Below are 13,738 nucleotides of genomic sequence, written 5' to 3'. Positions count from 1 at the left end.
GGTCAGCGGGCGAGCGGCCCCGTCGTGCACGGCACGGCGGGGCCGCTCCCGTCGTGTCCGAGCAGGCCGTCCAGGGCCGCGGTCACCTCGGCGACGGTGATCCGCGCCAGCGCCGGGTCGAGCTCGGTTCCCCAGGGGTCGCCGGTGCCGTCCCCGTGCCAGAGCACGACGTGCTGCGGTCGCGGCGGCGGCCCCCACAGCGCCGGCGACACCGGCCCGAACAGCACGACCGACGGACGGCGGTACGCCGTCGCCAGGTGCGCCACCCCGGTGTCTCCGCTGACCACCACCCGGGCGGCGGCGACGGTGGCGGCGAGCTCGAGGGTCGAGGTGCGCCCGGCGAGCACGGCCTCGTCGGGCAGGCCCGCGCCGCGCGCCACGGCGGCGGCCAGGTCGCGCTCGGCCGGGCCGCCGGTGACCCGCACGTCGTGCCCGGCGTCGGCCAGCCACCGGGCGACGGTGGCGAACCGCTCGGCCGGCCAGCGGCGGCCGGGGAAGGCGGCGCCGGGGTGCACCAGCGCCGCCCCGGTCACCGGCGGGGGCACGGCGGGGACGGCGAGGTCGAGCGCGTCGGGGTCGGCGGGGACCCCCAGCCCCTCGGAGACCAGGCGACACCAGCGGGCGACCTCGTGCTCGTCGGGGTACCAGGCCGGGCCGGGGTAGCCGGGGCTGGCGAAGGTCAGCAGCCGCGCCGGGCGCAGGCCGGCGACGACGACGTGCGACGCCGGGCCCTTGCCGTGCAGGTCGACGGCCAGCTCCGGCGGCGGCCCGGCCCAGTCCAGCGGCTCGAGCTCGCGCGCGGGCAGCACCTCGTCGACGGCGTCGACCAGCCCGGCCAGCGGTGCCAGCGCGGACGTCGTCGCCAGGACCAGCCGGTGGCCGGGCACCGCGGCGCGCACGGCCCGGATGGCCGGGACCCCGGTCAGCAGGTCCCCGAGCCCGAGGGGCCGCAGCACGACCGCCACCGGCCGCCCGTCCCGTGCACTACCGCGGAAGGCCACGGGAGGAGGACCACTCACACCCGGGAGCGTTCGACCAGGGCGGTGGTCGAGTGGCCGTCGAGGTAGGGCAGGACGACGGCCTGCCCGCCCCACTGCCGGAGCACCGCTGCCTCGGGCAGGTCCGCCCCGGCGTAGTCGCCGCCCTTGGCCCAGACGTCGGGCCGCAGCCGGTCGAGCACCTCGGCGGGGGTGTCCTCGTCGAAGACCACGACGGCGTCGACGAACTCCAGGGCCTCGAGCACCCGCGCCCGGTCGGCGGCGGTGACCAGCGGCCGGGACGGGCCCTTGAGCCGGCGCACCGAGTCGTCGGAGTTGATGCACACGACCAGGCAGTCGCCGAGACCGCGGGCGGCGCGCAGCGTCGCGACGTGCCCGGGGTGCAGCAGGTCGAAGCAACCGCCGGTGGCGACCACGGTGCCGCCGGTCGCGCGCACCTGGGCCAGCAGCGCCGAGACGCCGTCGTCCGCGGCGACGTTCGGTTCGCGGGTCGCCGGGGTGTCCCACGCCGACGCCCCGCCCGCGGCGACGAAGCGCCCGGCGAAGGCGACCGCCGCGGCCACCGCCTCCCCGGTCACCGCGCCGTCGGCCAGCGCCAGCGCGGCCGCGGCGGCGAAGGAGTCGCCGGCGCCGCAGGGATCGCCGCCGGTCACCGGCACGGCGGGCACGACCATGGGCGCGCCCTCGCCGTAGGACAGCAGCGCGCCGCGGGCACCGAGGGTGACCGCGACCGCGCCCACCCCCCAGTGCCGGATCAGCGCCTCGGCCCGCGCGCCGACCGCGGCCAGCCCGTCGCCGCCGGGCGTCGTGCCCGCGGCCGCGGCGACCCGCGCGGCCTCCGCGGCGTTGGGCGTGACCAGCCGCACGGAGGGCACCGGGTCGGCGCCGCGCGGGTGCGGGTCCCAGACCACCGGCCCGCGCGCCTCCGCCAGCGCGGCCCGGACGGCGGGGTCGGCCGTGGTGCCGCGACCGTAGTCGGCGACGAGGACGGCGGCGGCGCCGCGGATGACCTCGACGGCCTCCGCGGGCAGCTCGCCGAGGATGGCCGCGGGCGCTCCGCTGTCCAGCCGCACCACCGAGTGGTCGCCCACCCGCACCCGCTGCTTGACGGCGGTGCCGCCGGCGGCCGGGACCGCGACCAGCCGCACCCGCCCGGCCAGCAGCGCCCGCAGCCGCGCCGCGCCCTCGTCGTCGTCGATCGGCGCGACCAGCACGACCTCGCGCCCGGTGGCCTGCGCCGCGACGACCGCGGCCAGCGCGGCGCCGCCGGGGCGCTCACGGATCTCCACGTCCTCGACCACGGGGACCGGCGCGTCGGGGCTCAGCCGCGACGCGGTGCCGACCAGGTCGACGTCGAGCAGCGCGTCGCCGACGACCACCAGCGGCCGGGTCACCGCGCCACCCCGAGCCGGGACTGCGGCACCCGGGCTGGCTCGGCGAGCACCGCGGCGTCGAAGGCCGCGCACAGCAGGTGCAGCGCGACCAGGTGGCACTCCTGCACGGTCGCCGTCCACGGGGAGTCGATGCACACCGCCTCGTCGGAGGCGGCCGCGAGCGGGTTGGGCGCCGGGCCGGTGATCGACAGGACGGTGATGCTGCACTCCCGGGCCCGCCGGGCCGCGGCGACGGCGTTGGGCGAGCGGCCCGACGTCGACAGCAGCACCAGGACGTCGCCGGCGCGGCCGTGCGCCTCCACCTGGCGGGCGAACAGCTCGTCGGCCGGGTAGTCGTTGGCGATGGCGGTCAGCGACGAGGTCTCCGCCGTCAGGCAGATCGCCGAGAACGGCGGCCGGTCGGCGCGGTAGCGGCCCACCAGCTCGGCGGTGAGGTGCTGCGCCTGCGCGGCGCTGCCGCCGTTCCCCGCCGCCAGCAGCCGCCCGCGCGACTCGCCGCACAGCACGTCGGCCAGCAGCCGCCCCCACCGGTCGAGGGTGTCGACCGAGGCGTCGAGGCTGCGCATGGCCGCGTGCAGCGACGCGACGTGGTCGCGGCCGGTCAGGTGCGTGCACGAGTCGGGCGAGACGACCTCGCCGGCCGAGTGGGGAGCGACACTCACGGGGCGACCTCCAGGGGCGCTCATCGGACGGCCTCGACGGGACGCCGGGTGGACAGGACCTGCCGGTAGACGGCCTCGGTGTCGGCGGCCACGCGGGCCCACCGGTAGCGGGCGCGGGCCCGCCGGACCCCGGCCGACCCGTAGGCGGCGCGCCGGGCGTCGTCGGCCAGCAGCGCGGCGAGCACCTCGCCGAGGCGGGCCGGGTCGCGGGGCGGCACCAGGTCGCCGGTGACGCCGTCGGCGACGGAGTCCTGCAGCCCGCCGACGGCGGTGGCGACCACCGGCCGGCCGCAGGCCATCGCCTCGAGCGGGGTGATGCCGAACGGCTCGTACCAGGGCACCGCCAGGACGACGTCGGCCGAGCGGACCCACGCGGGCACGTCGGCGCGGGCCACCGACCCGGCGAAGCACAGCCGGTCGGCGACCCCCACCTCGGCGGCGACCGCGCGCAGCCGGCGGACCTCGGGGTCGGCGTCGACCGCGCCGGCCGGCGGCCCGCCCACGACCACCAGCTCGGCGCCGGGGACGGCGGCCAGCGCGCGGACGGCGTCCTCCTGGCCCTTGCGCTCCACCAGCCGGCCCAGCACCAGCAGCCGCGGCCGGCCCGAGCGGGGCGCGACCGGGCCGCGCGGGGTGAACTCCGTGGTGTCGACGCCGCAGGGCACGATCGAGACGCGGTCGCGGGACAGGCCCAGGCGGCGCAGCTCGAAGACCTCGTCGCTGCAGGTGGCCACCACGTGGTCCACCGCCCGGCACAGGCTCCGCTCGAGCTCGACCCGCTGCGCCGGTGAGGTGTCGGCGTCGCCCTGGTGCCGGCGCTTGACCGAGCCCAGGGCGTGGAAGGTCTGCAGCACCGGCACCGGGGTGAGCAGGCTGCCGGCGGCCTCGACGCAGGCCAGCCCGCTCATCCAGAAGTGCGCGTGCACGACGTCCGGCGGCGCGACCGACCAGCGGGCGCGCAGCGCGGCGGCCAGCGCCGGCATGTGGCCGAGCAGGTCGTCCTTGGGCAGCACCGCGGCCGGCCCCGCCGTGAGGTGGCTGACCACGTAGCCGTCGGTGGTGGGCACCTCGTCGGGCAGGCCGGGGTCGTCGCGGCGGGTGTGCACGGTGACCTCGTGGCCGCGTGCGGCCAGGCCCGCGGCGAGCGCCGCGACGTGCACGTTCTGCCCGCCGGCGTCCACCCCGCCGATGGCGGCCAGCGGCGAGGCGTGCTCGCTGACCAGGTCGATGCGCAGCGGGCCGCCGGCGGTCCGGAGCGTCCTCATCGGGTGACCTCCTCGAGGAGCGCATCCCAAGCACGGAGAAAGCGAGGGAGCCCGTACCGCTCCAGCGCGGCGGCGCGCGCCGCCTTGCCGGCCAGCCGGGCGGCGTCCTCGTCGTGCAGGTACGTGGCGACGGCGTCCCAGAGCACCTCGGGCCGGGTGGAGACCACCCCGGCGCCGGCGGGGACCGCCTCGACGACCTCGGTGGTGGCCAGCGCGACCACCGGCATGCCCAGGTGCATCGCCTCGAGCAGCGACAGCCCCAGCGACGTCCACCGCACGGGGTGCACGTACACGCGGCGACGGGCCAGCTCGGCGTGCATCGCGGCCTGCGGCGGGTCGTCGTGCAGGGTCACCCGCGCGGGGTCGAGCCCGTGCCGCTCGTGCAGGCCGGCAAGGCCCATGCCGAACACGTCGACCGGCGCCACCGCGGCCAGCCCGGGCAGCAGGTCGGCGCCCACCGTGCGGCCCCGGCGCACCGGCTCGTTGGTGACGACGGCGGCCCGCGCCAGCTCGCCGGTCCAGCGCTCGCCCGGGTCGACGATGCCGTGCTCGATCACCGTCGTCGGGGCCCGGCCGTTGTCGTAGAAGAGCCGGTTGAAGTGGGTGACGTGCGCGATCGGGACGTCGTCGCGGTCGGCCAGCGGGTGCCGGGTGTGGGGCACCGGGCCGTCGCCGGGCTCGAGGCCGGGCGCGTTGTGCTCGAGGAACACCGCCGGCAGGTCGCGCCCGGGCTCGCGGCCCAGCCACTCCCGGACCAGCTCCAGGTCGCGCACCCGCTGCAGCACCACGACGTCGACGTGCTCGTCGCGCAGCTGCCGAGGGGTCACCTCGCGCGCCGAGGCCGGCCAGTCCCAGGTGCGGGCGCGGCCCAGCCCGTCGGGGCCCCGGTCCGGGACCACCGGCAGCAGGTACTCGTGCGGGCCCTGGACGAACGCCGTCGTCCACGAGCCGTGCACGTGCCAGAGCAGGACCTTCACGCGGCGATCACCTTCTCCACGGCGGCGACGACGTCGGCGGCGGTCACCGAGGTCAGGCAGGGGTGGCCCGGGACCGGGCAGACGCGGGCACGCGTGTCGCGGCAGGGGGCGTCCTGGTCGCCCAGCAGCACGGTGGGGACGCCGTAGGGCGCCCACCGGACCGCGGGGACGACGGGGCTGAACAGCGAGACGACCGGGGTGCCGACGGCGGCGGCCAGGTGCGCCGGCCCGGTGTTGCCCACGACGACGGCCGCGGCGCGGTCGAGGACGGCGGCCATCTCGGCGAGGGTCAGCGCACCACCGAGGTCGACGCCGCGGGTGCCGGCGACGGCGGCGGTCAGCTCCCGTTCCCCCGGTCCGCCGGTGACCAGCACCCGGTGTCCCGCGTCGGCGAGCGCCTCGACCGCCTCGGCGCAGCGCTCCGCGGGCCAGGCGCGGGCGGGCACCGAGGCGCCGGGGTGCACGACGACGGCGCCGGGCGGGTGGGCGACCGGGGGCAGGGGTCGTCGCACCGCGAGTCGGCCGTCGTCGCCGGCCGGCAGCTCGAACCCGGCGGCGCGGGCGAGGGACAGGGCCCGCTCGGGTTCGGGCAGGTCGTCGTCCACCCGGTGGCGGACGTCGAGCAGCGAGCCCGGGTAGTCGACGCTGGTGGCGGAGATGCGGGGCACCCCGGCCACGCGCAGCACCAGCGCCAGGGGCAGCGGCGACTGGTGGAACGACGTGCTGACCACCGCCTCGTCGGGAGCCAGCGCCCGCACCCGCGCGGCGAGCGCGGCGAGGTCGGCGGCGTCGACCGGCGGCGGGTCGCCGAGGATCCACGGGCAGGCCCAGGTCCAGACCTCGTCGACGTCGGGCAGCAGCGCGGCGGCCTCGGCCCCGGCCGGGCCGGCCAGGAAGACCACCCGCTCGGCGCTCGCGGCCACGGCGCGGACCAGCGGACCCTGCAGGAGGACGTCGCCGGCGTTGTCGAGCCGGGCGACGAGGACGGTGCCCCGGCGGCGGCTCACCACCGGCCGGCCAGGACGTCGTCGACGGCGGCGGTGAGCGTCGCTGCGCGGTGCGGCGCGGCGTCGACCTCCTGCCTCCGCGTGACCGGCGTGGGCACCAGGACGGCGCGGGCGCCCGCGGCCGCGGCGGCCTCGACGTCGGCGCCGATGTCGCCGACCACCACGGTGCGCGCGGGCTCGACGCCGAGCTCGGCGCAGGCGGCCTTCACCATGCCCGGCGCGGGCTTGCGGCAGCTGCAGCCGTCGTCGGGGCCGTGCGGGCAGACCTGCACGGTCCCGAACGGGCCGAGCAGCTCGTCGAGCCGGGCCATGCAGGCGTCGACCTGCTCGCGGGTGATGATCCCGCGGGCCACGCCGGACTGGTTGCTCACGACCCCGACCTGCACGCCGCGGGCCCGCAGCCGGTCGAGTGCCTCGCGGGCGCCGTCGACCGGGCGGACCCAGGCGGGGTCGCCGTTGTAGGGGAAGTCGTGCACGAGCGTGCCGTCGCGGTCGAAGAGCACGAGGTCGGGCAGGCCGCGCCAGGGCGTCACCCGGCGGTGCCGCACCACGCCACGCAGCCAGTGCCAGGTGGCCAGCGGCGGGATGACGGCGCTGGTGAGGGCCATGGTGCCGACCTCGGCCCGGTCGCGCGGGCCGGGGGCGATCCGCGCCCAGGCGAACTCCGCGGTGCCGCCCGCCCAGGCCAGCGCGGCGGCGAGCGCGGCGCGGGGCCGGCGGGCGGCGGCCAGGCCCACCGCGGCGAGCCCGGCCGCGGTGACGGCGAGGTGCTGCGGGCGGCGGCCCAGCGCGGCCTGCGCCCGCTCGCGCCAGCCGGGACCGTGCAGCCGGCGCATGAGGACGTCGTCGGCGTTGCCGGCCTGCACGCGGACGCTGACCCAGCGGTCGACCGGGCGGACCGGGTGGGTGATCGCGCGCTCGCCGCGGACCAACCGGGCGCCGGTGCCCATGACGCGCAGGGCCAGGTCGGAGTCCTCGCGGAAGGCGCGGGGGAAGCGCTCGTCGAACCCGCCGACGGCGGCCAGCGCGGCCCGGCGGTAGGCGAGGTCGGCGGTGATCCAGGCGCTGGTGGCCAGGCCCGCGGTGCCGCGCTCCCAGTCGGTGGGCCGCCGGTCGGCCGGCAGCGGCACCCGCACCCGGCCCTGGCTGCCGGCGACGTCGGCCGGCAGGCCCTCGAGGTCGGCGGTCAGCCGCTCGTACCAGTCGGGATCGGGGACGACGTCGTCGTCGAGGAAGGCGATCCACTCCGTGCGGGCGGTGCGCCAGCCGAGGTTACGGGCGCGGGCCGGGCCGCCGCCGCCGGTGCGCACCACCCGGACCGGCGGCAGACCGGGGCGCTCGACGGCCAGCGGGGGTCCGGCGGGCCGGTCGTCGACCACCACGAGTTCGGCCGGGCGGGGGCCGGGAGCGGCGGCCAGGGCGTCGAGCAGCACGTCGAGCGACGGCCGGCCGATGGTCGGCACGACGACGGTGCAGCTCACGGACATGATCGCGCCCTGCCCGGTCGTGCCCGTCCGCAAACACTACGGGCTTGAAGTTCCCCCGCCCGGCGCCCTCCGGCCCCGCCTGCGAGGCCCGCCCTCGTGACCCGAGTGGGCGGTCGTGGTCGGCGACACCGGCAGCCACGCCGCATCGGGCAGCACCCACTGCGCACTCGGCAGTGCGGGGTGGGGGACTCCTCAGCGGCGGATGCGGGTGGCCGCGGACACCCGCGCCAGCGCGTCGGTGACCACGGCGGCGTCGTCACCCAGCAGGGTGAGCAGGCGGGCGACGAGCTCGTCGTGGGTGACCGCGGCGGCGCGCACCCGCTCCCGGCCGGCGTCGGTCAGCCGGGCGTGCAGCAGCCGGCGGTCCCCCGGGCGCCGCTCGCGCACGACCAGCCCCTGCTCGACCAGCCGGCCGACCGTGCTGGTGACGCCGGCCCGCGACAACCCGAGCGCCTCGGCGACCTCGCCCATCGTCACCCGCTCGCCCGGTGCCTCGGCGATCCGCCGCAGCGCCTCGAACGCGGTGAGGGACAGGTCGTGCTGGCGGTGCAGCGCGGAGTCGACCCGGTGGGTGATCCGGTCGTGCACCTGGACGATCCGCAGCCAGGTCTCCGCGGCGCGCGGTGCGACCCCGGCCAGCTCTGCGGGGTGGGACGGGACGCCGGGAGCCAGCACGTCCTCGGAGCCCATCGCACCATCGTGACCGAAGTCGGCGTCAGGCGCTCCCGGTCGGGCCGGTCGGCCAGGAGGGTCCGGCCGGCCAGGACGGCGCGGACGGCTCACGACGGCGGCCGGCGCTCAGGACGAGACCGGTGGCGGTGACGACCAGCGCCAGCCCGGCGAGCACCAGGGGGACGGGCACCGGGTCCGGGTCGACCGGGCGGGCCGCGGCGGCCACGCGCAGCTCGACCACGGCGGTGACCTCGGAATCGGTGCCGACCAGCGCGAGCGTCGTCGTGCCGGCGGCGCCCGGGACGCGCACGGTGGCCTCCACCTCGCCGTCGGGACCGGCCGCGACCGAGGCCAGGACCCTGCCGCCGGCCACCTGCACGGTGACCACCTCGCCGGGCGTGAAGCCCGCCCCCATCAGGATGACCGCGTCGCCGGCGGTGACCTGCCCCGCGGAGGCCACCACCGCGCCGCCGGGCGAGACGCCGCCGTCGCCCGGGACACCGGGAGCGGGGTCCGGCGCGGGCGGGTCGGGCACCGGCAGCGGCGCCACCTCGGGGGCCGGGGCCACGTCCCCCTTCGGGACCGGGACCTGCTCGGGCGCGGAGTCCGGGGCGGGCGGCACCGCCGGGGCGCCCGCGACCGGCGGCACCTCACCGCCGCCGGGCGGGACGGCGATCGCCGCGCAGTCCTCCTCGGCGGGCCGGGTGAACACGAAGCCCTCGAGCTCGTCGACGTAGGTGGTGCCCGAGCCGTCCAGGGCGGTGAACTCCAGCCGGCTGTCGACCGTCTCACCCCAGGCCACCTCCGCCGTGCGCAGCACGGCGACCTGTCCCGGCTGCAGCTCGGCGGAGGCCTCGCCCTCGGGGGCGCGGGTGGTGGCCAGCGTGACGGCGTAGGCGACCGTCCCCGCGGTCACCTCGACCACGACGCCGCCGGGACGGCAGCTGGGCCCGTGCGTGACGCGGGAGTCGGGGCGGGCGGGGTCGTCGGCGGCCGTGGCGGGAGCGGCGAGCGCCACGGCACCGGCCAGCAGCGCGGTCAGCAGGCCCGTCGTGGCGGCCAGGCCGGAGAGCCCCGTCGCCAGGACGGGGCGGAACGCGCGCCCCGGCCTGGGCCTGGGCAGGGTCCCGACCGGCACGGTGTCCCCCTCGAGCGGTCGCGCACGCCGGCCCGGTGGATCCGGGACGGCGCCCTGCCATTGTGCGGCGCGTGACCACGTGGGGACGAACGGTCGACCGCGCGTCGCGACCTGGCGCGGCGTGTCGGCGCCCGGGCGTGTCGCTGAGGGGGGTCGGGAGCGGGTGAGCCGGGTCACTACGGTGATCGCCGTGGACTCCGCCGCCGGGACCGGCCGCCGCCGACAGAACGAGGTCTACCGCGCCGGGGTGTACGGGCGCTCCCCGCTCGTCCCGACCACCGCCCGGCCGCTGCAGCGCCGGGCCCGCGAGCGGCTGACCGCCCGGGCCTACGCCTACGTCGCGGGGGGCGCCGGCGAGGAGCACACCCAGCGGGCCAACCGCGCGGCCTTCGACCGGTGGGCCGTCGTCCCGCGGGTGCTGCGCGACGTGAGCGCGCGGGACACCTCCGTGGAGCTGTTCGGCCGGCGGATCCCCGCGCCGCTGCTGCTCGGCCCGGTCGGCGCCCTGGAGCTGGTGCACCGGGAGGCCGACCTGGCGGTGGCCCGCGCCGCGGCGTCGCTGGGCGTGCCGTTCGTCTTCTCCAACCAGGCGTCGGTGCCGATGGAGGCCTGCGCGACGGCGATGGGCGACGCGCCGCGCTGGTTCCAGCTGTACTGGTCGACCTCCGACGAGCTGGTCGAGAGCCTGGTCGCCCGCGCGGAGGCGGCCGGCTGCGAGGCGCTGGTCGTCACGCTCGACACCACGATGCTCGGCTGGCGGCCGCGCGACCTCGACCTCGGGCACCTGCCCTTCGCGCTGGGCAAGGGGATCGCGCAGTACACCTCCGACCCCGTCTTCCGGCGGCTGGTCGAGGCCCGGGTGGCCGAGGCCGGCGACGCCGCGCCCGCGCAGGCCGGTGCGGCCGCCGGGCGCGACCGCCAGCCGCGGCCGACGCTGGCGGCGGTCCTCGCGATGGTCGGCATGGCGCGCGCCTGGCCCGGCCCGCTGCGGGAGAACCTGCGCTCGCCGCTGCCGCGTGCCGCCGTCGAGACCTTCCAGGCCATCTACTCGCGCCCGTCGATCACCTGGGCCGACCTCGCCTGGCTCCGGTCCCGCACCCGGCTGCCGGTCCTGCTCAAGGGCGTGCTGCACCCCGACGACGCCCGCCGGGCGCTGGACGAGGGCGTCGACGGGATCGTGGTGAGCACCCACGGCGGGCGGCAGGTCGACCGGTCGGTCTCCGCGCTCGACGCGCTGCCCGACGTGGTCGCCGCGGTCGGCGACCGGGCGCCGGTCCTGCTCGACAGCGGCATCCGCAGCGGCGCCGACGTGCTGGTCGCCGTCGCCCTGGGGGCGCGCGCGGTGCTGCTGGGCCGGCCCTACGCGTGGGGGCTGGGCCTGGCCGGGGAGGCGGGCGTGCGGCAGGTCGTCTCTGACGTCCTCGGCGAGTTCGACCTCACCCTCGGCCTGACCGGGCACACCTCGGTCGCCGAGCTCTCGCCGGAGGCCCTCCGCCGGGTCGGCTAGGTCCGCAGGCGCGTCGTCCCGAGCCACGCGGAGGCCCCGTCCCGACACGCCGGGCCGGGGTTGACTCCGACTGTGACGGCGCTCACAGTGGAGGTCGGGCGGGGGCCACCGGTAGACGATTGGCCCCCCACTGCTGGGGGGATCGACCCACGCGGCCAGACCGCCAGCACCGGCCCCCCGCCCCACGACGACGCCGGCCCCGGATCCCCCGGGGCCGGCGTCGTCGTTCAGTCGCGGGTGCCGGCCAGGGTGGGCTCCTCGCCGGCCGCCGGCCGCGGAACGGGCACCGCGGCCCCGGGCAGCGGCTCGTGCCGCAGGTCGGGCAGCCACCGCAGCCAGCGGGGCAGGTACCAGTTCGCCTCGCCCAGCAGCCGCATCGCCGCCGGCAGCAGCACCGCCCGGACCACGGTGGCGTCGAGCAGCACCGCCACCGCCAGCCCCAGCCCGATCTGCTTCATGCTGGTCAGCGACAGCGTCACGAAGGTCAGGAAGACGAACACCATGATCACCGCGGCGCTGGTGACCACGCCCGCCGACGAGGTGATGCCCTGCGCGACCGCCGTCCGCGTCGGCAGGCCACGGTCGTGACCCTCGCGGATCCGGCTGAGGATGAACACGTGGTAGTCCATCGACAGGCCGAAGAGGACCACGAAGAGGAACAGCGGGATCCAGTTGACGATCGCACCGGTCCGGTCGAGCCCGATCAGGCCGGCCCCCACGCCCTCCTGGAAGACCAGCACCATCGCGCCGTAGGCGGCGGCGACGCTGAGCAGGTTGAGCACGATCGCGGTGACCGCCACGGTGACCGAGCGGAACGACACCAGCAGCAGCACGAACGCCAGCACCAGCACGAACCCGAACACCCAAGGCGTGCGGTCGGCCATGAGCTCGTCGAAGGCCACCGAGTAGGCGGTGTCGCCGGTGACCACCGCGGTCACGCCGTCGAGCTCCCCCAGCGTGGCGGGGACGACGTCGTCGGCGAGGGTGGCCAGCGCGTCGCGTGAGGCCTGCTCCTCCCCGTCGCCGACCAGCGGCACGGAGACGACGGCCACCGTGGCGGCCTCGTTGGTCTCGACCCCGATCGGCTCGTTCACCTGCCCGGTGGCCAGAGCCCGCTCGCGCAGGTCGGCCAGGGCCGCCTGGACCTCGGGGGCGGTGACGTCGGGCGCCGCGACCACCACCTCCGCCGGCACCGGCCCGCCGGGGAACGCCTCGGTGATCCGGTCGAACGTCCGGATGACGGCGAGGTCCTGCGGGAGGTCCTCGACGCCCTCGCCGCGCAGGTCCATCGCCAGGGCCGGGACGGCGAGCGCGACCAGGGCGGCGCCGGCGGTCAGGGCGGCGACCAGCGGGCGGCGCAGCACGGCGCCGAGCACGGCCGGCCAGAACCGGCCCGGGCCGGCGTCGCGCCGGTGCAGGTACGGGATCCGCCCCCTCTCCACCCGGTCGCCGAGCCAGGCCATGGTGGCCGGCAGCACGGTGAGCGAGCCGAGCACCGAGATCGCGACGACGAGGATCGTGGCCGAGGCGACGCCGGTGAAGACGGAGAACCCGGTGAGGAACATCCCGGCCATCGCCACCACGACGGTGACACCCGAGACGAGCACCGAGCGGCCCGACGTGGCGGCGGCGACGTCGAGCGCGTCGACCGGACCGGCGCCCCTGGCCCGCTCCTCGCGTTCGCGCTTGAGGTAGAAGAGCGAGTAGTCGACGCCGACGGCCAGCCCGATGAGCAGCATGACGATCTGCGCGTTCTGGTCGACGTGCCAGACCTGGCTGGTGAGGCTGAGCAGCCCCAGCGCGGCGACGAACGCCGTGAGTGCGAAGACGAGCGGCACGAGCGCGGCCACCACGGCGCCGAAGGTCACCAGCAGCACGACGAGGGTGATCGGGATCGACAGCAGCTCGGCGCGCCGGAAGTCGGCGTCGAGGACCTCGCCCAGCGCGAGGTCGGCGCTGGTGTCGCCGAACTGCTCGACGCGCACGTCCTCGTGCCGGTCGGCGACGGCGGCCAGCGCGCCGGCGATCGCGGGCAGCTGCTCCGCGGCGTCCTCGCGGTCCCCGGCGACGTCGAAGGTCACCAGCGCCGAGCGGGCGTCGGCGGACACCAGCGGGGCGCCGTCGAGCGGGCTGACCACGCCGGTCACCTCGGGGGTCCGCCGGAGCGTCTCGACGACGTCGGTCAGCGCCGCGGTGGCGGCGGCCTCCCCGACCTCGGCGTCCCGCTGGACGAGGACCATCTCCGAGGCCGGTTCCTCCCAGCCGTTGTCGTCGAGGATCTGCTGCGCCCGGGCCGGCGCCCCGACGCGCTGCTCGGCCGCGGTCAGCTCCCCCTGCGGGACCAGCTGCCCCACCAGGAGGGCCAGGGCCACGAAGGCCAGCCAGCCGCCCACCGCGGCCCTGCGGTGCCGCGCGCTCCACCGCCCCACCCGGCCCGCCAGGTTGCCGGACACGTCCACGTCGGTCTCCCGCCTGCTCGTTCGACGGGCCCGACTCTGCTGGCCGGGGTCGGGCCGGCCGATCCCGCCAGCCGGGGGGGGGGGGGGGGGGGGGGGGGGGGGGGGGGGCGGGGGGGGGGGGGGGGGGGGGGGGGGGGGGGGGGGGGGGGGGGGGGGGGGGGGGGGGGGGGGG

Annotated in this window: 11 protein-coding genes; 1 reads left to right on the top strand and 10 read right to left on the bottom strand. The window is 78.2% G+C overall.

The window, feature by feature from the left end; all coding sequences use genetic code 11:
• Positions 1–2 precede the first annotated feature (2 nt).
• The 9 genes from ACI79V_RS18315 to ACI79V_RS18275 form a co-directional block, all read right to left on the bottom strand.
• On the bottom strand, positions 3–956 hold the full coding sequence (locus tag ACI79V_RS18315; protein ID WP_456891472.1) for a glycosyltransferase family 9 protein: 954 nt from the start codon (positions 954–956) through the stop codon (positions 3–5).
• Between the two features lie 59 nt (positions 957–1,015).
• Positions 1,016–2,392, bottom strand: coding sequence for a D-glycero-beta-D-manno-heptose 1-phosphate adenylyltransferase (gene rfaE2 / locus ACI79V_RS18310; protein WP_456891471.1), 1,377 nt, complete (start codon positions 2,390–2,392; stop codon positions 1,016–1,018).
• Positions 2,389–3,054 carry a D-sedoheptulose-7-phosphate isomerase gene (locus tag ACI79V_RS18305; protein WP_456891469.1) on the bottom strand — a complete coding sequence of 222 codons (666 nt, stop codon included), beginning with the start codon at positions 3,052–3,054 and terminating at the stop codon, positions 2,389–2,391. Before ACI79V_RS18305 ends, rfaE2 begins: the two co-directional genes overlap by 4 nt.
• Before the next feature lie 20 nt (positions 3,055–3,074).
• Entirely contained in the window at positions 3,075–4,319 is a 1,245-nt protein-coding gene (locus ACI79V_RS18300; RefSeq protein ID WP_456891467.1) for a glycosyltransferase, read from the bottom strand.
• Positions 4,316–5,296, bottom strand: a complete 981-nt coding sequence (locus tag ACI79V_RS18295) for a glycosyltransferase (protein ID WP_456891465.1) — start codon at positions 5,294–5,296, stop codon at positions 4,316–4,318. The genes ACI79V_RS18300 and ACI79V_RS18295 overlap by 4 nt, the downstream gene beginning before the upstream one ends.
• Positions 5,293–6,303, bottom strand: a complete 1,011-nt coding sequence (locus ACI79V_RS18290; protein ID WP_456891463.1) for a glycosyltransferase family 9 protein — start codon at positions 6,301–6,303, stop codon at positions 5,293–5,295. Before ACI79V_RS18290 ends, ACI79V_RS18295 begins: the two co-directional genes overlap by 4 nt.
• On the bottom strand, positions 6,300–7,790 hold the full coding sequence (locus tag ACI79V_RS18285; protein WP_456891461.1) for an HAD-IIIA family hydrolase: 1,491 nt from the start codon (positions 7,788–7,790) through the stop codon (positions 6,300–6,302). Before ACI79V_RS18285 ends, ACI79V_RS18290 begins: the two co-directional genes overlap by 4 nt.
• Before the next feature lie 192 nt (positions 7,791–7,982).
• On the bottom strand, positions 7,983–8,480 hold the full coding sequence (locus tag ACI79V_RS18280; RefSeq protein ID WP_456891459.1) for a MarR family winged helix-turn-helix transcriptional regulator: 498 nt from the start codon (positions 8,478–8,480) through the stop codon (positions 7,983–7,985).
• A gap of 25 nt (positions 8,481–8,505) precedes the next feature.
• Positions 8,506–9,600, bottom strand: a complete 1,095-nt coding sequence (locus ACI79V_RS18275) for a hypothetical protein (RefSeq protein WP_456891457.1) — start codon at positions 9,598–9,600, stop codon at positions 8,506–8,508.
• Positions 9,601–9,790: 190 nt separating this feature from the next.
• On the opposite strand from ACI79V_RS18275, the gene ACI79V_RS18270 reads away from it, so the two are divergent.
• Positions 9,791–11,107 carry an alpha-hydroxy-acid oxidizing protein gene (locus tag ACI79V_RS18270; protein WP_456891455.1) on the top strand — a complete coding sequence of 439 codons (1,317 nt, stop codon included), beginning with the start codon at positions 9,791–9,793 and terminating at the stop codon, positions 11,105–11,107.
• Positions 11,108–11,334: 227 nt separating this feature from the next.
• Here ACI79V_RS18270 and ACI79V_RS18265 read toward each other — a convergent pair whose 3' ends face one another.
• The gene (locus tag ACI79V_RS18265) at positions 11,335–13,566 is read right to left on the bottom strand and encodes an MMPL family transporter (protein ID WP_456891453.1); all 2,232 of its coding nucleotides are present in this window, start codon (positions 13,564–13,566) and stop codon (positions 11,335–11,337) included.
• Between the last annotated feature and the right edge of the window lie 172 nt (positions 13,567–13,738).

The organism is Geodermatophilus sp. SYSU D00700, assembly GCF_054050255.1.
Note: the sequence above shows the minus strand (reverse complement) of the source record. Positions and strands in the feature narration are given on the sequence as shown.